The organism is Pseudomonas sp. P135, from assembly GCF_020312125.1.
Taxonomy (GTDB): Bacteria; Pseudomonadota; Gammaproteobacteria; order Pseudomonadales; family Pseudomonadaceae; genus Aquipseudomonas; species Aquipseudomonas fragariae.
Window position 1 is genome coordinate 47042 of sequence record NZ_JAGPYR010000018.1, and the last position, 20559, is coordinate 67600.

Annotated in this window: 17 protein-coding genes and 1 pseudogene; 9 read left to right on the top strand and 9 right to left on the bottom strand. The window is 59.9% G+C overall.

Annotation, left to right across the window (positions count from 1 at the left end; genetic code table 11):
• The first annotated feature begins 73 nt into the window (after window positions 1-73).
• Window positions 74-2044, top strand: a complete 1971-nt coding sequence (locus KBY08_RS21830) for a DNA topoisomerase III (protein ID WP_111522607.1) — start codon at window positions 74-76, stop codon at window positions 2042-2044.
• A gap of 63 nt (window positions 2045-2107) precedes the next feature.
• Window positions 2108-2509, top strand: a complete 402-nt coding sequence (locus KBY08_RS21835) for a RidA family protein (protein ID WP_003403629.1) — start codon at window positions 2108-2110, stop codon at window positions 2507-2509.
• 7 nt (window positions 2510-2516) lie between these two features.
• Here the strand turns inward: KBY08_RS21835 and KBY08_RS21840 are convergent, their stop codons facing one another.
• The 4 genes and pseudogenes from KBY08_RS21840 to KBY08_RS26925 form a co-directional block, all read right to left on the bottom strand.
• On the bottom strand, window positions 2517-2828 hold the full coding sequence (locus tag KBY08_RS21840) for a DUF6482 family protein (RefSeq protein ID WP_024638445.1): 312 nt from the start codon (window positions 2826-2828) through the stop codon (window positions 2517-2519).
• 178 nt (window positions 2829-3006) lie between these two features.
• Entirely contained in the window at window positions 3007-4803 is a 1797-nt protein-coding gene (locus KBY08_RS21845; RefSeq protein ID WP_011267534.1) for a methyl-accepting chemotaxis protein, read from the bottom strand.
• A gap of 162 nt (window positions 4804-4965) precedes the next feature.
• Window positions 4966-5829 (bottom strand): methyl-accepting chemotaxis protein, encoded by an 864-nt coding sequence (locus tag KBY08_RS26920; protein ID WP_373605097.1) that lies wholly within the window; start codon window positions 5827-5829, stop codon window positions 4966-4968.
• A pseudogene (locus tag KBY08_RS26925) lies at window positions 5824-6579 on the bottom strand (MCP four helix bundle domain-containing protein); the annotation flags it as partial. The gene KBY08_RS26920 and the pseudogene KBY08_RS26925, both read right to left, overlap by 6 nt.
• 205 nt (window positions 6580-6784) lie before the next feature.
• Here KBY08_RS26925 and KBY08_RS21855 point away from each other — a divergent pair.
• Entirely contained in the window at window positions 6785-7729 is a 945-nt protein-coding gene (locus KBY08_RS21855) for a DNA/RNA non-specific endonuclease (RefSeq protein ID WP_003407890.1), read from the top strand.
• A 97-nt stretch (window positions 7730-7826) separates the two neighbouring features.
• Here KBY08_RS21855 and KBY08_RS21860 read toward each other — a convergent pair whose 3' ends face one another.
• From KBY08_RS21860 to KBY08_RS21875, 4 genes are all read right to left on the bottom strand, one after another.
• Window positions 7827-8747, bottom strand: coding sequence for a substrate-binding domain-containing protein (locus KBY08_RS21860; protein ID WP_111522605.1), 921 nt, complete (start codon window positions 8745-8747; stop codon window positions 7827-7829).
• A gap of 18 nt (window positions 8748-8765) precedes the next feature.
• On the bottom strand, window positions 8766-10751 hold the full coding sequence (locus KBY08_RS21865) for a methyl-accepting chemotaxis protein (protein WP_060409718.1): 1986 nt from the start codon (window positions 10749-10751) through the stop codon (window positions 8766-8768).
• A 207-nt stretch (window positions 10752-10958) separates the two neighbouring features.
• A complete protein-coding gene (locus KBY08_RS21870) occupies window positions 10959-11795 on the bottom strand; it encodes a DUF1206 domain-containing protein (protein WP_024647903.1) in 837 nt (278 codons plus the stop codon).
• A gap of 108 nt (window positions 11796-11903) precedes the next feature.
• Window positions 11904-13004 (bottom strand): SMP-30/gluconolactonase/LRE family protein, encoded by a 1101-nt coding sequence (locus tag KBY08_RS21875; protein WP_011267530.1) that lies wholly within the window; start codon window positions 13002-13004, stop codon window positions 11904-11906.
• A 190-nt stretch (window positions 13005-13194) separates the two neighbouring features.
• On the opposite strand from KBY08_RS21875, the gene KBY08_RS21880 reads away from it, so the two are divergent.
• From KBY08_RS21880 to KBY08_RS21890, 3 genes are all read left to right on the top strand, one after another.
• The gene (locus KBY08_RS21880) at window positions 13195-13566 is read left to right on the top strand and encodes a hypothetical protein (protein ID WP_111522604.1); all 372 of its coding nucleotides are present in this window, start codon (window positions 13195-13197) and stop codon (window positions 13564-13566) included.
• A gap of 2 nt (window positions 13567-13568) precedes the next feature.
• On the top strand, window positions 13569-13751 hold the full coding sequence (locus tag KBY08_RS21885) for a DUF1289 domain-containing protein (RefSeq protein WP_003315517.1): 183 nt from the start codon (window positions 13569-13571) through the stop codon (window positions 13749-13751).
• Window positions 13752-13856: 105 nt separating this feature from the next.
• On the top strand, window positions 13857-15110 hold the full coding sequence (locus tag KBY08_RS21890) for an MFS transporter (RefSeq protein WP_177410958.1): 1254 nt from the start codon (window positions 13857-13859) through the stop codon (window positions 15108-15110).
• Window positions 15111-15116: 6 nt separating this feature from the next.
• Here the strand turns inward: KBY08_RS21890 and KBY08_RS21895 are convergent, their stop codons facing one another.
• The gene (locus KBY08_RS21895) at window positions 15117-15866 is read right to left on the bottom strand and encodes a carbon-nitrogen hydrolase family protein (RefSeq protein WP_111522602.1); all 750 of its coding nucleotides are present in this window, start codon (window positions 15864-15866) and stop codon (window positions 15117-15119) included.
• A 160-nt stretch (window positions 15867-16026) separates the two neighbouring features.
• Here KBY08_RS21895 and KBY08_RS21900 point away from each other — a divergent pair, with 160 nt between their 5' ends.
• The 3 genes from KBY08_RS21900 to KBY08_RS21910 all read left to right on the top strand — a co-directional run bounded on the left by KBY08_RS21900 (window position 16027) and on the right by KBY08_RS21910 (window position 20410).
• Entirely contained in the window at window positions 16027-17328 is a 1302-nt protein-coding gene (locus KBY08_RS21900; RefSeq protein ID WP_057457802.1) for an Nramp family divalent metal transporter, read from the top strand.
• 188 nt (window positions 17329-17516) lie between these two features.
• Window positions 17517-19628 carry a TonB-dependent siderophore receptor gene (locus KBY08_RS21905; RefSeq protein ID WP_058822642.1) on the top strand — a complete coding sequence of 704 codons (2112 nt, stop codon included), beginning with the start codon at window positions 17517-17519 and terminating at the stop codon, window positions 19626-19628.
• Window positions 19629-19681: 53 nt separating this feature from the next.
• Window positions 19682-20410, top strand: a complete 729-nt coding sequence (locus tag KBY08_RS21910; RefSeq protein ID WP_096126683.1) for a DUF4198 domain-containing protein — start codon at window positions 19682-19684, stop codon at window positions 20408-20410.
• Window positions 20411-20559: the final 149 nt, after the last annotated feature.

A 20559-nucleotide genomic window follows, 5' to 3' on the forward strand; every position in this document is an offset into this window, starting at 1 on the left:
AGATAAAACTTGCCCGCCGCGCATTCAACGTTCATCCTTGCAGCCCTTGCACCGGTAATCGACGACGGTAGTCATGCGGCTGTTTCTCTGCGAAAAACCCTCCCAGGCCAAAGATATTGCGGCTGCGCTCGGCGCAACCCGGCGTGGCGACGGCTGCTGGGTGGGTGCCAATGCGACGATAACCTGGTGCATCGGCCACCTGCTGGAAACCGCCCCGCCCGATGCCTACGATGCACGTTACAAACGCTGGGTGCTGGAAGACCTGCCCATCGTGCCGGAAAAATGGAAGATGCTGGTCAAGCCCAGAACCGCCAGCCAGTTCAAGGCAGTCAAGCGGCTGCTGGGTGAAGCGACGGAGCTGGTGATTGCCACCGACGCCGACCGTGAGGGCGAAATGATCGCCCGCGAACTGATCGAGCACTGTCGCTATCGCGGGCCGATTCAGCGTTTGTGGCTGTCGGCACTGGATGACGCCTCGATCCGCAAGGCACTGGCGGCGCTCAAGCCCGGTGCCGATACGTTCAGCCTGTATCACTCGGCACTGGGCCGATCACGCGCCGACTGGCTGATCGGCATGAACATGAGCCGCCTGTTCACCCTGCTGGGTCGGCAATCCGGTTATCAGGGCGTCCTTCCGGTCGGCCGGGTACAAACCCCGACCCTGCGACTGGTGGTGGACCGTGATCGCAGTATCGCCAACTTTGTCCCGGCGCCCTATTGGGCTATCGACGTCAGGCTGCTGCATGACAATCAGGCGTTCATTGCCCAGTGGCGCGCACCCTCGGATGCCTGCGACGATCAGGACCGCTGCCTGAATCAGGCGCTGGCGCAACAGGCTGCGCAAGCGATGCGCGGCGCTGCCAGCGCACGGCTGGTCAAGCTGCGCACCGAGCGCATTCGCGAAGCGGCGCCCTTGCCGTTCGACCTGGGCACCCTGCAGGAAATCTGCTCGAAAAAGCTCGGCCTCGGCGCGCAGGAAACCCTGGACATCGCCCAGTCCCTGTATGAAACCCACAAGGTCATCACCTACCCGCGCAGCGATTGCGGATACCTGCCGAACAGTCAGCACGCTGAAGCCGCAGGCATCATCGCGGCGCTGTGCAAGGCCGACCCTGCGCTGGCAAACCTGTCGCCGCACCTCGACCCACAACGTCGGTCACGGGCCTGGAATGACAGCAAAGTGACGGCCCACCACGGCATCATTCCCACCGCAGCTGTACGCGGCGTAGAACGTCTGAGCGGCAAACCGCGAGCGGTGTACACCCTGATCAGGGCGCGTTATCTGGCCCAGTTTCTGCCCAACCATGAATACGACCGCACCCAGGCCGACTTCGACTGTGCAGGCCACGCGCTGCGTGCGGTGGGCAAGCAGATTGTCGAGCCGGGCTGGAAGCGTGCGATGCCCGAAGCGCTGGCCCCGGCCAAGGGGCGCGAAGCGCCTGCCCCGCAGCCGTTGCCGGCATTGTTTCAGGGCTGCGAGTGTGCAATCGCCGAGGTCATCCTCAAGGACCTCTGGACCCAGCCGCCCAAGCCGTTCACCGAGGGAGACCTGATCAAGGCGATGAAGAACGTCGCCAAACTGGTGGAAGACCCGCTGCTCAAACAGAAGCTCAAGGACACCACCGGCATCGGCACCGAAGCCACCCGCGCCGGGATCATTCAAGGCCTGCTGGACCGTGGCTACCTGACCAAGCAGGGCAAGTCGCTGTGCGCAGCTCCGGCAGCCTTCAGCCTGATCGACGCCGTGCCCCGTGCCATCGCCGATCCGGGCACCACCGCCATCTGGGAACAGGCGCTGGACATGGTCCAGAGCGGCGAAATGAGCCTTGAAGAGTTCGTCGCCAAACAGGCGGCGTGGATGAGCAAACAGATCAGCCGTTGCGTCGGCATGCGTATGAGCATCAGCGGACCGGCCAGCCCGGCAGGCGTTAAACCGCCCTGGAAGAAAAAACGCAAGACCACAACGCGCGTCGCCAAGACCGCCACAACGGACACTGCGGCGAAAAAGCCGCGGCGTGCTGTCAGACCGGCCGCCAAGGCGTAGGCCGCAACAGCGATAGCCAGACCAGCCATTGCACATTCAAGCGTTACGAACAGGTGTTACAACATGTCAGACCGAGAGCTCATCATCCCGCCCACCATGCAGTCGATCATGGACCGTGCAGGCTATGCGCCTGCGGTCAGGGTTGGCGATACCCTGTACTGCGCGGGCCAGGTGGGACGTACACGGGATATGGAGGTCATTCTCAACCCCGAGGCGCAATTCATCGCCTGCTGGGAGAATCTGCGCACGGTACTCGCCGAGGGCGGCTGCACCTTTGAGGATATCGTCGACATGACCACTTATCACGTCGCCATGAGCGAACACATGGCGGTGTTTCGCGAGGTGAAAAACCGCATCTTCCCGCGTGGCCAGTGCGCCTGGACCTGCATCGGCGTGGCTGAGCTGGCACATCCAGGGCTGCTTCTGGAGATCAAGTGCATTGCGGTCAGGCGCAACAACGCCTGATCGGCAGTTACAGGCTGGAGCGCAAGGGTATCTCGTGCCGCGAAGCCTGTGCCCGAACGTCATCCAGACCGACCATCTCGTCATGCGCCACGGCCTGGGTCATGAACAGCTTCACGTCAGACACCGAAGACAGCACCTTGCGCGCTTCTTCCACCGAGGCAACGTGCAGGGTTTTTCCACTCGAATCCTCCACCGGCACGGACTTGCCGTCGATCTTCGCGTGGAGCACGTAGGAACCGCCTTCCATGGAGATCAGATCGAGTTCACGAACCGTTTGATCCTTTACATGCTTGGTCAGGTCTTGAATGTTCAAAGTCACACCTCCGGTGGCGTTCTGGAAATCAGCGCCGCTTGAAAATGGAGCTTTTATTGGCACAAACGTTCAGTCGTTTCGGATCAGGCCAGCCTGCATGCGTTCTGCCATGGGTACATGAAACGGGTTAGGCGATGTTACTGTGGGTCGGCATCGAGCGTCGGGCGCGCACGTCGCGCCCCGCTTATTTCCCCAGCAGCAGCGCGGCATCGAAGCCCATCCGCAAGTTGCCCCAGTGGCGCCCTTCAAAGAAGAACGGCACATCGATTTCGGTCATGATCTCGCCGGTATCGCGCAAGTAAGTCTGCAACAGAAAACGCTGCTTGTTGCCTGCAGCACGCAGGCCGATCGGGTCGGAGAACATGCGTTTGTTGCGGCACACCGGCAGGTCGACTTCGCGATTGCCGGTAGGTTTTTGCGATACCCAGCTGTTATTGACCGGGCAATAGCCTTTGCTGTCGACGATGAAGGTAACCTTGCCGCCGCGTGTGCCCTTGGTCAGCTTGTCGCATTCTTCCTGGCAGATTTGCGCAAAACGCTCGGTGTAACCGGTCGTGTATTGTTTGGGGTCTGTGCCCGGAATCAGCTTGTAACTCTGATCGAACAGATTGACACCCTGCTTGTGCAGCTCGGCCAGACGGACTTGCAGAATGTCACGGCACTGACTGGCGCGAGTAATCGCCGCATCCAGTTCGCCATGCCCAAGCACAAATCGCCCCAGCAACGCCTGCACCTGCTCGGCCACACTGGACAGATCCCGGGTGGCCGTCGCGGAGTGCTGCATGCGCTGGTCGATGGCCTGGCTATCGGAATAAATCCGCGTTACCCGTTCATTGATCCCCGTGTTTGTAGAGGCAAACTGCTGAATGTGCGCCGCGATGTCGGCGAGCTTGTCGTTGGTCGACTCGAAATCGCCGATCATGCTTTCGAAATGGCCGGACGCACGCTCCACCACCAGCTGGGTTTCGCGGGCGCTTTGGCTGATCTGAATGGTCTGTTCGTGTGTGGAACTGACTTCCTGAAGCATGGCGTCGATGTTGCGCGAGATGTCGTCAGTGGCTTTACTGACATTTTGCGCCAGCGTGCGCACTTCGTCGGCCACCACCGCAAAACCTCGACCACTCTCCCCCGCCCGCGCCGCTTCGATGGCCGCATTGAGCGCCAACAGGTTGGTTTGCGAAGAAATCTGCTGAATAAGCCCGACAATCGACTTGATGCTTGATGAACGCTCATTCAAGCCGGAGACCAGCCCACCGAACTCATTCAGGCTGCTGGATATCTGGCTGATGTTTCCGGTCACTTCCAGCAATTCGGCGTAAGAGTCGCGCGCCATGCTCAGGTTCTGCGCGGTGGTGCTGGAAATGCCCTGAGTCTGCTGCGAGACATCCTCGATGCTGCCCACTGCCATGTTGCTCTGGTCCATCACTTCTCTGGCGAAGCGGGCCTGATCGGTCGCGCTGTCGCTGGAATCACTGATGTTCTTCAGCGAACGCGCCGACTCGACGGCAATCTGTACCGTCAGCCCCTGAATGCTGCTGATGATCTCGCGCTGTTTGGCCAAAAAGAGATTGCAGGTACTGGCCAGCCCGCGAATTTCATCGTGAGTGAGCAACGGCAGATCCCTCGACAGATCACCTTCACCGCTGGCGACCTCTTCGAGCGCACGGGTCATGGACATCACCGGGCGCACGATCAGGTGGCGGAAATACCAGACCATGAAGCTGACCATGACCAGCGTGAACAGCGTGCTCAGCAAAATCGCATTGCTCAGCAGATCGAGCTGACTCTGGATCACGCCCAGCGCGGCCGGGTCCGTTTGTGTGCCGCGCAATTGCAGCATGATGTCGGAACGAATATTCAGCGCCACCCAATACAGCAAGGCGCTGACCAGGACCAGCAGGAAAAGGCTTGATAGCTTCTTGGTCAGCGTGTTGAAAAACTGCTTTTCAACTGACTCGTACAAAGCCTTTAACGTCTGCATTTTGCTGCTCCTGGGTACAAGGGTGATTCCGGTGCGATGGTTAACGTCTGTCGCTACCAAAGCTTTAATGCGTTCGCCTTCAGCGCAGGCGGAAAAACTTCAGCCACGCAGTTCACGGCGCTTTTCGCGGCGCAGAGTACTGCAGACCTGGGCAATTTGATATCACAGCTGAAAGCGATCGACCGATTGTGAAAGCTGCCCGGCCATTACCGACAGTTCGTCGGTGGTACTGGCGGTCTGGCCGATGACCCGGCTATTGCCCTCGGACATGCTGGCAATCATTTCCACCTGATGGGCGATTTCATTACTGGCCAGACTTTGCTCGCCAATGGTACGGGTGATGTCGTTGACCAACTGCGTAGTGCTCAACGTAGCATCCAGGATGTCGCTGATCGCACGCTCCACTTCGGCGGTGACCGCCATGCCCTTGTCGACCTGAGCGACACCGGCTTCCATGCTGGTAACCGCTTCGCGGGTGCTCTGCTGGATGCGCGCAACCATGGCGGTGATTTCCTGGGTAGACGCACTGGTGCGTCCGGCCAGGCTGCGCACCTCATCGGCCACCACGGCAAAACCACGGCCCTGCTCGCCGGCACGGGCAGCCTCGATGGCCGCGTTGAGCGCCAGCAGGTTGGTCTGGTCGGCAATCCCCTTGATGACCTGAATAATATTGAAGATGCCTTCCGAGTCCTTGTCCAGCGTGCGGATCACCTGAGCCGACTGCTGTGCCGAACGGGCAATGCTGTCCATGTCACTGACCACCTGATGAATCACCCGACCGCCGTTCTTGGCCAGGGATTCGGCCTGACTGGCCATTTCCAGTGCCTGCCCGGCATGCCGGGTGATTTCTTCGATACTTGCGGTCATCTCGCTGGTCGCCGCCGACATGGTGCCGGCTGCCGAACTCTGTTGCCGGCTGCTGTCGGCCACCTCATGGCAACCACTGCTGAGCTGACGGCTCATGCCGCTGACGTCATTGGCATTGCTGCGCACCACTTCGATCATGCTGCGCAGGTCACGCTGCATGATCGCCAGGCTGCGAATCAGCATGCTGGCTTCGTCACGGCCACGGGACTCGGTAATGGGTTCGCTGAGGTTGCCATGAGCAATGCTGTCGGCAATACGACTGGCGGACGCAAGCGGGATCATGATGCTGCGCGTCACCCAATGCCCTTGGACCAGCAGCAGCAAAATACTGATCGAAAGCACGACCGCCAAGGTGAGATTGGCACTGCGGGTGGTCTGACGGGTGCGTTCGCCGCTGGCTTTGGAGTTGTCCTCGATCAGGTCACTCAAGGTCGACATCTGCCCCTCCAGTTGCGTGAAGGCGCTGGAGAACGTACCCAGATCTTGCTGCGCACGGTCCGGGCTGTCGATGGCCAGCCCGACAATCCGCTCGCCTGCGCTGATATAAGCGTCGAGGCTTGGCTTTATCCTGCTCAGCTCCGCCTTGATGGCATCGGTGAGCGGCAGTTGCAGGTTATCGCTCACGACCTTGCGAAACAGTGCGGCATGCTCTTTCAGGGATGTCTGCACTTCGTCACGCGTGCTGTTGCTCCTGCCCAGACCAAACAGCATCGCCGACAGCACATCGGCACGCAGCGCGTCATGCATCATGTCGGCTTCCAGGTGATTGCCCAGCGCAGCCATGCTGACTTCACTGTCGAGCATCGCCGCCTCCATGCGCGTGTTACCCAGGTAGTTGACCAGGCTGATGATCATGACGGTCAGTACACTGGTGCCTATCAGCAAGAACAGACGTAGCTTTATCGACATCCTGTAGCCCTCCGGTCAATGAAATAACGCGAGCTGCGGATTGCTCTTATCAACAGCTTATCGACGCACGTTGCCAGATACTTAAGCCTATTTAACGGAATTTGCCGAATCGGCAGTCAATCATGTCGAACGTCCGGCCTGACGCCACTCTGTAACGCGTCTATGGTGAACTAAACACATTCAATCCCCCACAGGAGCAAGCACTGTGCCTGACAAGAAGTTCGCCATCGATCTCGCCTACCGTCCCCGCCTTGCCGACCTCAAACCGCTGACGTCGACGACCCCATTGCTCGAACCACAGGCGCTTGCCGCAGGACGCACCACACCAGCAAGCGACTTGAAAAAACGCACCGGCTATGCAGAGAACTTCCTCGGCGATTTCATCGTGCCCTGGCCGACTGCCGACGAGGAGCTTGCGCCTGACGTCTATCCTTTGAAGAACGCCGGCGATCGCCTCGATTACACGCACTTTTCCATCACCATGTCGCGCAGTCGGCGTCTGGCGCTGTATGTCGGCGTCAACATTGACGGTGCCAACAGCGTAGAGGTCAAGCGCAGCAAGGATTCCTGGGCATTTGACGGCCGTCTGCCCGCCGAGGCGCAGATTGGCGAGAGCGTGTATGCCGACAACCTGCTGGATCGCGGCCATCTGGTTCGGCGTCAGGACCCTAACTGGGGCAAGGAAGCCGAAGTTGCCAACAGCGACACCTTCCACTTCACCAACTGCTCGCCGCAGATGGGCGCGTTCAACCAGAAGACCTGGCTGGAACTCGAAGACTACATTCTCGACAACACACGACGCTGGAAATCACGGGTAACGGTGTTCACCGGCCCGGTGCTGCGCGACGACGACCGCAGCTACCGCAACGTCAAAATCCCTTCTGCATTCTGGAAGGTCGTGGCGTTTCTCGGTGATGACGGCAAGCCTTCGGCCAGCGCCTACATGATCGACCAGACCCGCGAGCTGGGTAAGCTGGACATCATGTTCGGCCCACTCAAAACCTGGCAACGCAGCGTCGCGCAGATCGAACAACTCACCGGCATTCGCTTTGGCGACCTGTCCAGCTACGACGGCTTCTCCAACGAAGAACGCCTGACCGGCACACGCATCGAAGCCCAGATCCGCGGACCGCAGGATATTCGAGTCTGACTTGCCGGTAAGCGCGCCCTGCTCCATGTTCGACCCCGAGTGTGCAGCAAGGACACAAACGTGTGACGCCCAGCGCCACACGTTTGTAACCTGAGCACTACTCGAACTGCTGACGATTTTCCGGAGTAATGAGCTTGAACGGCACCCAGATGACCGGGGACGCCAGGGTTTCGCCGCGCGCCATGCGCATCGCGGCATCCACTGCGCCGTTAGCCTGCCCGAGCGCATCCTGGAACACGCTCACCGCCATCTTGCCTTCGGCCATCAGCTTCAAACCGTCCGGGGTGCCATCGATCCCGCCCACCAGGTAATCACCCGCCTTTTTACCGGTTTTTTCCAGCCCCATGATTGCCCCAATGGCCATTTCGTCGTTGTTGGCGGCGATGATGGAGAAGTCAACGCCCTGCTTGACCCATTCAATCACGATGGTCGCAGCCTGACTGCGCTCCCAGTTGCCGATTTTCTCCTGCACAACCTTCATGTCCGGGTACTTGGCGACCACCTTTTCCACGTCCTCGGTGCGCATGACCGATGATTTGTTGCTCGGGTCGCCGACCAGAATCACCACATTGCCCTTGTAATTGGCACGGCGAGCCAGCTCTTCCATCTGCAATGTGCCGGATTCCAGTTCGTCGGAGCCGACGAACGCCGTCAGCGCAGGCCACGTGGCAGGCTCCGGATTGCGGTTGACGAATACCAGCGGAACCTTGGCCTCGTTGGCCAGACGCATCATCTCCGGTGCACTTTTGCCACTCACCATCGCGACAACGATGGCATCGACTTTCGAGTTCACCAGATTGCGAAACTGCCGCATCTGCAGCTCCACGTCGTCCTGGCCGTTTTCCATGAAAATGTCGGCGTCCAGCAGGGCTACCTGTTTTTCCACGCCGTGGCGCAGGATGGTCTGGAAGTTGTCGTTATATTTGGCCATGCCCACACCGATCAGCGGCGTGGCCGCCTGCGCCAGGCCAGCGAACAGCAGGCTCGCACTCAGGGAAATCGATAACCACTGTTTCATGTTCTGACTCCCGGGGCGTTAAACGCTGAAATGATGGAGCAGCTCGCGCTGATCCCTGGCCATTTTCGACAGGTCCTGACTGCTGATTGCCGATTGCTCGGCACCGTCGGCGGCCTGCTGGGCGGAATCGTTGATGTGCGTGACCATGCGACTGGTCTCCTGCACGGTCGCGCTTTGCTGTTCGGTGGCCGCAGCGATCTGAATGTTCATGTCGCGAATCACATCCACCGCCTCGCCCATTTCCACCAGCAATTGATCAGCGCCGGAGGCGAGTGTCACGCAATGGTCGGACTGGATCTGGCTTTCGTTCATCACCTCTACCGCCGAATGGATCTTGCTCTGCATCTGCCCGATCATTTCCTGGATCTCGCTGGTGGAGGTCTGGGTGCGACTGGCCAGCGAGCGCACCTCATCGGCCACCACCGCAAAGCCCCTGCCCTGCTCGCCAGCCCGCGCCGCTTCGATGGCTGCGTTGAGCGCCAGCAGGTTGGTCTGTTCGGCAATGGTGCGAATGGCGTCGACGATGCCGTCGATGTTCTGCCCGTATTTCTGCAACTCGTCGGTCACCGCAGACGCCTTGTTGACCTGCTCAGCCTGCTGGCGAATGTTGACGATGGTCTCAGCCACGCGCTTTTGCACTTTCCCGGTCAACTCACTGGTGCTGTCCACCGCGCCACGGGTGTCCTGAGCCCGACGGGCGACTTCCTCGACCGTGCTTTCCATTTCATTCATGGCTGACGCGGCAGAGTTGAGCCGATCCTTCTGCTCGTCGACCACGCGGGTAGTCTGCTCACTGATCTGCGCGTTCTGGCTGGCGGTCAGCGCCAGGGTGTCGGCCGAGCCGATCAACTGACGAAACGTCTGTTGCAACGACTGGGTGAATTCATTGAGATAACCACCCAACTCACCAAACTCATCGCGGCGGCTGACGTCGAAACGTACCCGCATGTCGCCACTGGTGAGCGTCTTCAAAACCTCGCGGAACGCCGCCAGAGGGCGACGCAGGCTGAAGGCGACCCATGTGCCGATGATCGCTGCCGCCATGACGGCCAGCAGACAGGCGATCAGCAACAGGCTGAGGCTGGTGGCGATGGTCGAATCCGCCCCGGCCTTGGCCTCGTTGGCCACCGCCACTGACTGATTGCCGAACTCGCCGATCTTGCCCAGCGTTGCTTGAAGACGGGTTTCCGCTGCCTGGCGCTGCTTGTCGACCTGCTCGGCGAGTGCCGCTTCCTGCCTGTAGGCCTGATAAACGCCGTCGCTGCCAGTCAGATCGTTAAGCAGGCGGTTGACCATCACTGCGGCAATCCGGCCGGCGCGCGGGTCGACTGCGATGAGCTCCCGTGTGCGGGTGCTGATCACCTCATCCTGCAGGTTGAGCACGCGCTGCAAGGTCTGAATATTCGGTGTGGCGGCATGGGCAGCCAGACCTTCGTAGGATTTGCCGACGTCCAGTAACAGCTTTTCCCCCGCCGCCACCGTCTCGGCGGAGCCGGCGTTGCGCTCGCGGGCAATATAGTCACGAAGATAACCGGTCAGTTGCGCGCCCTGAGTGCTGCTGTAGCCCTGCAACACTCGGCTCTGAAGTGCCTGCAGAACGTGCTGTCGATGGCTGGCAATCAGCGTCTGCGCCTGCTCGGCATAAGCCGCACTCAGTTGGCGTTGCTGGTTCAGGTTGTCGCGCAGTTCGGCACGATCGCCAATGTAGGCAGGCGTGCTGTCCAGCAACTGATTGAACCGGGTCATGCTGTCGTTGAAGGGCTGCTTGCCATCGTCGATCTGTTTGGGATCAGTGCTGACCAGAATCCCGAGCAGTGCCTGGTTGGCGCGCAGCACATGCACGTAAAGCTCGCTCGCCGCCCTGCTCAAGGGTGCGGACTGCCCTGTGATGACGCTGATCCGATCGCTTATGGAATGGGTGCTTTGATAGCTGATACCTGCCATGGCGAGCAGCAGTAACACCAGCACAGCAAACCCACCGATCACTCGCTGAAGAATGGTCATGGCTATCCTCTTTTATTTTTATTGCGCTGAATCTGATCCGGGCCCGCGTGGAGAACGTCAGTCCGGAAAATGATCGCAGCGCTAAAGAGAATGTCGGCCACACCAAGGACGACTTGAGACGTAGATCACATTATTTTTACTGGCAGGCGCCACTAAGGGACTGCCTGACCTGAGACGTCACGCAGTCCTTTGCCAGAATACGGTTGATCAGCGGAAATGGCGCGCTACAGCCTCCGGCGCATCAGGCACGTCCATATTGATCCGGCGCCAGGCCGCCTGGGCGAAGCTGTACACCGAAAACGCGATCAGCCCAAGTGCCACGATCAGCAATACCAGGCCGCCTGCGGGCAGATCCTGCAAACCGTTGAGCGCATCTTTCATGCCCGGCGGGTGCATGGCCTGATAACTGGAACCGCTCACTGCCAGTAGCACGGCAATTTCGATGAACGCCACGCCGCGGGCGATCAAGCCGAAGCGCGATACCGGACGCACGTACTTCATGACGTCTTCATCGGCCTCGAAATACTTCTCGAAGGACGCCTTGTAGCCCTTGATGATGTGCACAATGCCCAACCCCAGGGGCACCAGGGCGACCACGTAGACCAGCAGATTGGAGTGATCCCAGGACAGAATGGCTGCCAGCAGGTCCTTGGCCTGACCACCACCCGATGAGCCTCCGGAGCTCTTCAGCCCACTGACCAGCAGGCCCAAGGCAAAGAACGCCAGTGCGCCGTAAGTAAAGCCGCCCACCAACAGACCGCCGCGAATCACCAGCCCTTTGAATTCGCGGCCATGATGGTCAACGTCCCGGGTAGCCTGCAAGACACGCCATGCCGCAAACGCCAGCAGACCGACGATCACCACCCCGACCAGAACGCCGCCGAAGGGCTGGCTCAATAGCGCTTCAAGACTGCTGTGGCTGTCGGCCGGCTGCGAGGAGCCCTGCGCCGCCAGTACCGCGAACAGACCAATAATCAGATAAACAACCCCACGGGCGGCATAACCGCCTCGTGCAAGTAGAACAAGGCCGCGTTGCGCCGACATAAATAACTATCCCTGAAAGTAATTACAGGAACAGACCGGGCATAGTCCGAGGGGTTCGACCCGATTGACGACGCGTCGTGTCATACGCCGTCATCGGGTCACGCGCTGTCAGGCAAACGTGGCACCGCGCGCGTTCACGAACACCGAATAAAGCGAATGGCTGCTGGCCATGAACAGCCGATTGCCCTCTCTCCCGCCGAAGCAGACGTTGGCGCAGCGCTCGGGCAGGCTGATATGGCCGATGGCCTTGCCTTGAGGGTTGAACACTCGTACACCGTCGAGTTTCTCCATATCCGCCTTGGGATCACCGTTACCGCCCCAGCCGCACCACAGATTGCCGCTCTCGTCGCACTTGATGCCGTCGATCGCTGCGTAGTCCAGGCCTTCGATGAGCTTGCCCCGCTCGCCCAGCGTGCCGTCTTCGTTGACCGCTATCGCCCAGATGAGGCCGTGGGGTTTGGCGCGCCCCTCGACCACATACAAGGTTTTTTCATCCGGCGAAAAGCACAAGCCATTCGGACCGGCCAGATCATCGATCACCCTGGAGACTTTGCCGTTCGCGGGGTCTATGCGATAGACGCCGAAGGGTTGCTCCTGCTTGACCTTTTGACCTTCGTAGTTGCTTTCGGCCTGGAAGGTGGGATCGGTGAACCAGATAGACCCATCACGTTTGCAGGCGATGTCATTGGGCGAATTGAAAGGTTTGCCCTCGAATCTGTCGGCCAGCACAGTGATGCGCCCGTTGTACTCGGTACGCGTCACGCGCCGCCCCTCGGTGGTCGTGCTGGAGCCCTCACAAACCAGCAGCCGGCCCTGACGGTCGCGACACATGCCATTGGAAAAGTTCGAGTGCTCGCGGTACACCGACAGCTCACCCGTCACCTCGTCCCAGCGCATGATGCGATTGTTGGCAATATCGCTGACCAGCAGGTAGCGACCGTCACCGATCCACACCGGCCCTTCGGCCCAGCGCATGCCGCTGGCCAGTTTCTCGACGCTGGCATTGAATATTCGTATGTGGGTAAAGCTGTCGTCCAGCACACTGACCAAAGGGTCGGGATAACGCTGGGTCAGCGGCTGAGCGCTGGAAAGACGCGGCAATGCGCCAATGGCGGCAACGGTTGCCGAAACGGCCAGCGACTGCTTGAGAAAGCCCCTGCGGCTTTGATCGGGTGTGCTGCCTGATGATGAGAGTTCCATGATGAGCATCCATTATCTTTATTGTCGGAAAGGCGCGCGTCTTGCGGCCGCACGTCATCCTACAAGATACCGCTGGGCGGCTTGAATAATGGCCGTTTGCGATCAGACTTCGCCTGCAGATATACCGCCTCCCATGCTTCGACACACACTCGCGATAAGGTATCTTGCGCCACTCCTTTTCAACGCCCCAAGGTCCACCATGCCCTCCAGCAAACGCGAACAGGCCCAGACAGATCGGCGTCTGGTGAGCGCATTGACGCACGCCTGCGAGACCGCCAAGGCCGAGATGCCCGGTTTCTGCTGGCTGACTCATGAAGTCGATTACGCGGCGTTCCCGGCCAGCCTGCAGGTGGTGTGGGTGTTTGATACGCTGGCCGACAAGAACGCTGCGCTGCAGCGCGGGTTGGACGAGCGCATGATCGGTCTCACGGTAGAGGCACTTGACGATGCCCAGGTCAGCCTGTCGAATGCAGCGGCGCATGTGCATGTCGACTGCGAAGAGCAGTGCCTGCGCGAGAACGCGGGCAACTGGCAGCAGCGCATCAAACGCAAATACGCCAGACGAGGTTGAGCATGGCCAAGGACATCGAAAACCCGTGTATTTCCGTGTGCCAGCTCAGCGGCGATCTGTGCGTGAGCTGCGGGCGTACCAAAGACGATATTCGCAAGTGGAAGCGCATGAAACGGCCCGAAAAAATGGCTGCCGTGCAACGCGCGACCCAGCGACTGAAAAGCCTGCAGAAAAAGAGCATTTGAAGCCTAAATTTCATCTTGGGTGCGGAAACTTCTTTAAAACGGCCCGGGTCAGTATTACCCGTGACTCGGTTGCCTGGGGTCGGACGAATTACAGGAACTTCACTCTTGGTCAGTCATGCAGATCGCCGCAACACCCTTTCACTGGATAGCCTGAATTTCTTCCTTGCCGATGTCCGCGATGGCCTGGGCCCGTATCTGGCGATCTATCTGCTGGCGGTGCACAAATGGGACCCGGCCAGCATCGGCGTGGTGATGACCATTGCCGGCGTTGCCGGGCTGCTGACCCAGACACCTGCAGGGGCGCTGATCGACCGCACGCCCTACAAGCGCGCCATGATCGGTGTGGCGGCCTTGTTGGTGACGCTGAGTTGCCTGATTCTGCCCTTCACCTCGTCTTTTTCCGTTGTCGCCCTGACCCAGGCGTTGAGCAGCATTGCGGCCTCGGTATTTGCACCGGCCATCGCGGCCATTTCCCTGGGCATCACCGGGCCCAAAGCGTTTACCCGCCGTACCGGGCGCAACGAAACGTTCAACCACGCCGGTAATGCCTGCGCAGCCCTGCTGGCTGGCGGCTTCGCCTACCTCTTCGGACCTATTGCGGTGTTCTACCTGATGGCCGCCATGGCGCTGGCGAGTATTGTCGCGGTCAGCTTCGTTTCCGCAGACGCCATCGATCACGACGTGGCGCGGGGTTTCGATGCCAGCCACGACGTAAGTGGTCATCAACCGTCAGGCCTTTCTGCGCTGTTGAGCAATAAACCGCTGCTGATGTTCGGTATCTGCTGCGCGCTGTTCCATCTGGCCAATGCGGCGATGCTGCCGCTGGTGAGTCAGAAGCTGTCGCAAATCAATATGCAGATGGCCACACCGCTGACCTCGGCGTGCATCGTTGCGGCCCAACTGGTGATGGTGCCGGCCGCGCTGCTGGTCGGCATGAAAGCGGATGTCTGGGGGCGCAAGCCACTGTTGCTGGCCGGCTTTCTGTTCTTGCCGATTCGCGGTGTGCTCTACACCCTCTCCGATGATCCCTATTGGCTGGTGGCGGTGCAGATGCTTGACGGCATCGGCGCGGGCCTGTTCGGTGCCTTGTTCCCCTTGATGGTCAAGGACCTCACTCAAGGCAGCGGGCGTTTCAACGTGAGTCTGGGTGCGCTGTCCACGCTATTCGGGCTGGGTGCAGCGCTGAGCAACAGCCTGGCGGGCTTTGTTGTGCATGCAGCAGGTTACAGCGCGGCATTTCTGACCCTCGCCGGCGTGGCAGCGGTCGCGTTCTGCCTGTTGTGGCTGGCCGTGCCGGAGACCCTTTCGCGCTCGCATAATGAGCCCGAGCTCAAAGCGGACAATGCCGTGGGCGCGTGACCACCCTTAGTCCACCGTAACCGCCCTCACCCGCCAGCCCTCGCGCTGGCGGGTTGCGATTACCAGACCACCTCCTTCACCTTGCATCCCGCCAACCCAGCGCCCTGCCTCGTCCCACAGACCACTGCGCCCCGCCGACTGCCAGCCGCCGGTCGGCCCGCCATGATTGGCTATCAACACCGGCAGCGAGTGACGGCGGGCATGCCCCGAAAGCAGTCCGGCATCGTATTCATAGCCTCCCGGCGAGATCAGCACACTGGCTGCGTACACCCAGGCTGCGCCTTGCGCCATGCGCTGCGCGTGTTCGGCGTGGGCGAAGTCGGCACACACGTACAGACCGATTCGCTGCTGATCAACTGGCAGATAGCAGTCCTCGTTGCCGGCGCTGAACACGACGTCTTCGCCGGGATGCAGATATTGCTTGGCGTAGGCGATGACATCGCCCCGAGCGGTGAAGGTCAGTGCGCCAATCAGCACGCTGTCGTCCGGCCCCCTGAGCGGCACGCCAAGGGTGGTCGTCAGTCGCAATTTTTTAGCCAGTGCCACGAGCGGCGCCAGACACGCATCGTCTGGAAGCAAAGCCAACTCGCGAGCCAGATCCGGCTCGTAGCCTGTGAGTGACAACTCGGGAAACAGCAGATAACGGGCGCCCAGTTCAGCTGCCCGCTGCATGAACGCCAGATGCCCGGAGAGATTGCTTTCGATATCTCCCCGTGCAGAACAGAATTGAGCAGCGGCGAGCATTGGAAACGTCATGGGCTCTCCAGATAAACGGGGTTGGCAGACGCGAGCTTAGCCTGCATCACAGCCGGTTCACACATAGTTACATTTTTACCAACGACCCATGTTGTACGACGTCTTATCTTGTCTGGCAGTGACTGACATCTCATTACAATAAAAAACGGAGATTCACCGCATGCCGCTTACCCCGTCTCTCAAAGAAACGGCCACGCCAGTAGCCGAACCTCGTTTCAAGAAACTTGCCAGGTTATTGGGGCCAGGCATCATCGCCGTGCTGTCTTGGCTGGGCGCGGGCGATCTGATCACCTCATCGGTGGCAGGCGCCAGCTATGGTTACGCCATGATGTGGGTACTGGCGATTTCGCTGTTGCTCAGGTTTCTGATCGTCAACATCATCGCCCGCTTCCAGCTCTGCAATAACCAGGGCATGACCATCCTTCAGGGTTACGCGCAGCTGCATCCGCTGTTTGCCTGGTTCATGCTTGGCTACGCATTGCTCATGGGGCATTTGATAAACGCCTACATGATCAAGGGCGCTGGCGAGGCGCTTGCCATGCTGCTGCACATCGACCAGCCACTGCTCTGCTCCGTCGCAGTGGTGATTGCCGTGTGGCTGTTGGTGGGGCGCAATATCTACGCAATGATCGAAGGCGTGATGAAGGTGCTGCTGGCGATCATGACCCTGGCGTTTCTGACCCTGGCGATCATGTCCGGGCCCGACGTCACCGGCATCATCAAGGGTACCATCGGCTTCAGCATTCCGCCTGATGAGGGCGTGCACGGCGCACTGCTGGTGGCGGTTTCGGTGATCGGTGCCGTAGCCGGGTCGATCGCCAACTTCGTCCACCCTTACGTGATGCGTGAAAAAGGCTGGACCGGCCCGGAGCACAAGCGCATCCAGCGCAACGATCTGCTGTTCGCGGTGATCGTCGGCATCGTCATCAACCTGGCCATCTGGGTGGTGGGCGTCGAAATCCTGCGGCCCAACGGTATTCAGGTCAACACCCTGGCGGACCTGGGCAAGGCCCTGGAAATCTTTTTCGGCCCATTGGGTTGGTACATCTTCTTCATCGGCGTGTTCGCCACCCTGTTCGCCAGTATTTCCGGCAAGACCACAGCCTTTCCGATGCTGATCACCGATGCTTTCCAGCACATCCAGCCCAAGCGCCGCGAACGCTACGGCAAAGTGTTCCACAACGACCCGATGCACCGGTGGTTCATGCTGTTCATTCTGGTCACCCCGCTGATCTGGTCGCTGCCCGGCATGCCGGACTTCGTGACCCTGACCCTGGGCGTCAACGCGCTGAATATCATCGGGTTGCCCGTCATCTCGCTGGGGCTGCTGATCATGTCCAATCAGAAGTCACTGCTGAGCAAGGAATACCGCAACAACTGGTTCGAAAACATCGCGCTGACCTTCGCCACCGGACTGGCGTTGTGGGTGGCGTTTCAACTCGGGACAGAGTTGCTGGCGTGAGTGAGCAAGGTCCATTTCCTCAACAGAGATGGACCTCACGCGTTATCCCTATTCCCACTACCTGAATCCTGGTCCTCAAGCCCGGGACGCCTCCTGATAGATGCGACGGTTACATCTCCCCTTCAACAAACAGCAATAATTCTCAACGGAGATGTTATATTGTATCTATTACTATCAGGAAGTCTCACATGTCGTCTCGTAGAATCGTGTCTCTGGCAGGCTTGGCAATCGGGGTTTTTGGCAACACGGGTTACGCGGAGGAAAGCCCGCAGACCATTGAACTGGAAAGCGTCAACGTCACTTCCGACTATCAGTACGAGACGGCGACCAGCCCGGTCCAGGGCTATCGCGCCACCCGCTCGGCCACGGCCACCAAGACCGACACCGCCATCGCGGATATCCCGCAGTCGATCAGCGTGGTACCTGCCTCAGTGCTCAAGGACCTTGGCAGCAACAATGTCGAGCGCGCGCTGGATTTTGCCGGCGGCGTATCCAAGCAGAATAACTTCGGCGGTCTGACGCTTTACGAGTACAGCATCCGCGGCTTCACCACGTCCGAGTTCTACAAGGACGGCTTCAGCGCCAACCGCGGTTACCCAGCCACGCCGGATGCCGCAAATATCGAACGCATCGAAGTGCTCAAAGGCCCCGCCGCCAGCCTGTACGGGCGTGGCGATCCGGGCGGCACGGTCAACATCGTCAGCAAAAAACCCCAGCCCGAAGCCTTTACCACCTTGCAGACCAGCGCAGGCAGCTGGGATCGTTATCGCACCGCGCTGGACGTCAACACGCCGCTGGATGAAGAAGGCAATCTGCTTTCGCGGGTCAATCTGGCCGTCGAAGACAACAACAGCTTTCGTGACCATGTAGAGAGCAAACGGGTGTTTGTCGCCCCATCCTTCAGCTGGCAATTGAACCCTGACACCCGTCTGCTGGTGGAAACCGAGTTCGTGCGCCACACATCGACGTTCGACCGAGGCGTGGTCGCCCCCAACAACAAGTGGAGTGGCGTGTCGCGCTCGACCTTCCTCGGTGAGCCGGACGATGACATCGATAATGACAACAACATGATGCAGTTCGCCCTGGACCACCAGCTCAACGATGTGTGGTCGCTGCGTCTGGCCAGCCATTACAAACAGGGCGATATGTCGGGTTTTGCCAGCGAGGCGCGCCCGCTGAATGCCGACGGGCACACGGTCAATCGCCGTTACCGTGAGCGCGACAACAACTGGCATGACAGCATCACCCAGTTGGAGTTACGCGGCCGTTTCGATGGCCTGGGCGTCGAGCACGAAGTGCTGATCGGCACCGAGTACGAGAACTATCGCAAGAACGAACGTGTCACGACCATCGCCGGCAGCCCCTACGCCATCGACATCTACAACCCGGTCTACGGCCAGCCGAAACCCGCTGGCGCACGCTCCGGTACTGATTTTTACGAGCATGTCGAAAGCCGCGCGCTGAACCTGCAGGACCAGATTGTCTTTACCGACAAGCTGCGCGGCATGATCGGGGCACGCTACGAACACTTCGATCAGCAGGTCGATGACTTCACCACCAACGCCACCTCCGGGCAGCGCCAGGACGCTTTCACTCAGCGCGCCGGGTTGCTTTATCAACTCACACCGCAGGTCGGCCTGTTCGCCAACGCCTCCACCTCGTTCAAGCCCAACAATGGCCTGGATGCCGCAGGCAAAACCTTCGACCCGGAAGAAGGCGTCGGCTACGAAGTCGGAATCAAGAGCGAACTGTTCGACGATCGCCTGAGCACGACCCTCGCCGCCTTTCATATCGAAAAGGAAAACGTTCTGGCCCTGGACCCCGGCACCGACACCAATCGCGCGGTGGGCAAGGCTCGCAGCCAAGGCTTCGATGTGCAATTTACCGGGCAGGTCAGCGAAGCCGTTCGGCTCATCGGTGCCTTCGCCTACATTGACGCCGAAGTGACCAAGGGCGACCAGAGCATCCCCACGGGCAGTCGCATCCTTGGCGTCGCCAAACACAGCGGCAGCCTGCTGGGCGTCTATGAGTTCCAGGAAGGCGCGTTGCGCGGCTCGGACGTGGGCGCGGCGTACACCTACGTCGGCGACCGCTCGGGGCAGTCGGGCGCTGACTTCGAGTTGCCGGCCTACCAGACCGTAGACCTGCTGGCGCATTACAAAGCCAGCGACAACGTCACGGTGGGTTTGAACCTGAACAACATTTTCGATGAAAAATACTACGAGCGCTCCTACAGCAACTACTGGGTCGCGCCTGGCGAACCGCGCAACGTTACGGTCAGCCTGACCCTCAGCCTCTGACGCCCATGACACCCGATTCAATAGACCCTCGCTCACAACAACAAGGACGCATCATGCTTTCAAGCAAACCTTTCCTGGCCCTGAGCCTGCTCGGCGCTTTATTCGCCAGTCACGTCAATGCGCACGGCCTATGGACCGAACAGCGTCGCGGCAATATCGAAGTGGTCTACGGCCATGGCGCCGAAGACAACGCCTTCAAGGCGCAGAAAGTCAGCGGCGCGTGGGCCTACGACCTGCAAGGCAAAATGATCCCGGTGACGGTACAACGTCTTGAAGACCACGCGCGTCTGGTGCCGCTCAAGCCGCCTGCGGTCATGAGCATTGCGCTGGATAACGGCATGTGGACGCGCAACGCCGAGAAGCAATGGATCAATGAGGGCCGCAGCAAAGTGCCCAACGGCACCGACTCCATCCATACCTTCAAATACAGCGTGGCGATATACGCAGAAGGCGCGCACCTGCCAGCGTTCAACAAGCTGAATTTCGTGATCGTGCCGCAGACCGATCCCTTGAAAGTCGGCGCAGGCAAACCACTGCCGGTGCGCGTACTGATCGACGGCAAACCCGCCGCCGGCATCAAACTGATCGGCGATTACCGCAGCGCACCGGACGCCGTCAGCGCTGAAACCGATGCACAGGGTCTGGCCAGCGTCATCGTGCGTAACGAGGGGCTGAACATCATCGCCGCCGAAATCACGCTGCCAGTCAAGGACAACGCCGACATCGCCGAACGCGGCTTGTTTACCTCGCTGACGTTTGTCGGTGAGGCGCATCATGACTGATGACGCGCAGTAGCAAATTGCTTCTATTCAGGTACGCAAAGTATCTTCGGCCGACGTTGCCGGAGAACTTTGCTGATCGAACCTTGCGCGTGCCTGCTCGATTGCCTGTCTGTTATTGCTTGCCCATGCGGACAGCATTTCCAGCTGCG

What these genes read in the sequence shown, in the direction of transcription:
- KBY08_RS21830 (WP_111522607.1), top strand. Translation starts at nt 74, where the DNA reads ATGCGGCTGTTTCTCTGCGAAAAACCCTCCCAGGCCAAAGATATTGCG.
- KBY08_RS21835 (WP_003403629.1), top strand. Translation starts at nt 2,108, where the DNA reads ATGTCAGACCGAGAGCTCATCATCCCGCCCACCATGCAGTCGATCATG.
- KBY08_RS21845 (WP_011267534.1), bottom strand. Translation starts at nt 4,803, where the DNA reads ATGCAGACGTTAAAGGCTTTGTACGAGTCAGTTGAAAAGCAGTTTTTC.
- KBY08_RS26920 (WP_373605097.1), bottom strand. Translation starts at nt 5,829, where the DNA reads ATGCAGCGTGACCTGCGCAGCATGATCGAAGTGGTGCGCAGCAATGCC.
- KBY08_RS21860 (WP_111522605.1), bottom strand. Translation starts at nt 8,747, where the DNA reads ATGAAACAGTGGTTATCGATTTCCCTGAGTGCGAGCCTGCTGTTCGCT.
- KBY08_RS21865 (WP_060409718.1), bottom strand. Translation starts at nt 10,751, where the DNA reads ATGACCATTCTTCAGCGAGTGATCGGTGGGTTTGCTGTGCTGGTGTTA.
- KBY08_RS21870 (WP_024647903.1), bottom strand. Translation starts at nt 11,795, where the DNA reads ATGTCGGCGCAACGCGGCCTTGTTCTACTTGCACGAGGCGGTTATGCC.
- KBY08_RS21875 (WP_011267530.1), bottom strand. Translation starts at nt 13,004, where the DNA reads ATGCTCATCATGGAACTCTCATCATCAGGCAGCACACCCGATCAAAGC.
- KBY08_RS21880 (WP_111522604.1), top strand. Translation starts at nt 13,195, where the DNA reads ATGCCCTCCAGCAAACGCGAACAGGCCCAGACAGATCGGCGTCTGGTG.
- KBY08_RS21885 (WP_003315517.1), top strand. Translation starts at nt 13,569, where the DNA reads ATGGCCAAGGACATCGAAAACCCGTGTATTTCCGTGTGCCAGCTCAGC.
- KBY08_RS21895 (WP_111522602.1), bottom strand. Translation starts at nt 15,866, where the DNA reads ATGACGTTTCCAATGCTCGCCGCTGCTCAATTCTGTTCTGCACGGGGA.
- KBY08_RS21900 (WP_057457802.1), top strand. Translation starts at nt 16,027, where the DNA reads ATGCCGCTTACCCCGTCTCTCAAAGAAACGGCCACGCCAGTAGCCGAA.
- KBY08_RS21905 (WP_058822642.1), top strand. Translation starts at nt 17,517, where the DNA reads ATGTCGTCTCGTAGAATCGTGTCTCTGGCAGGCTTGGCAATCGGGGTT.
- KBY08_RS21910 (WP_096126683.1), top strand. Translation starts at nt 19,682, where the DNA reads ATGCTTTCAAGCAAACCTTTCCTGGCCCTGAGCCTGCTCGGCGCTTTA.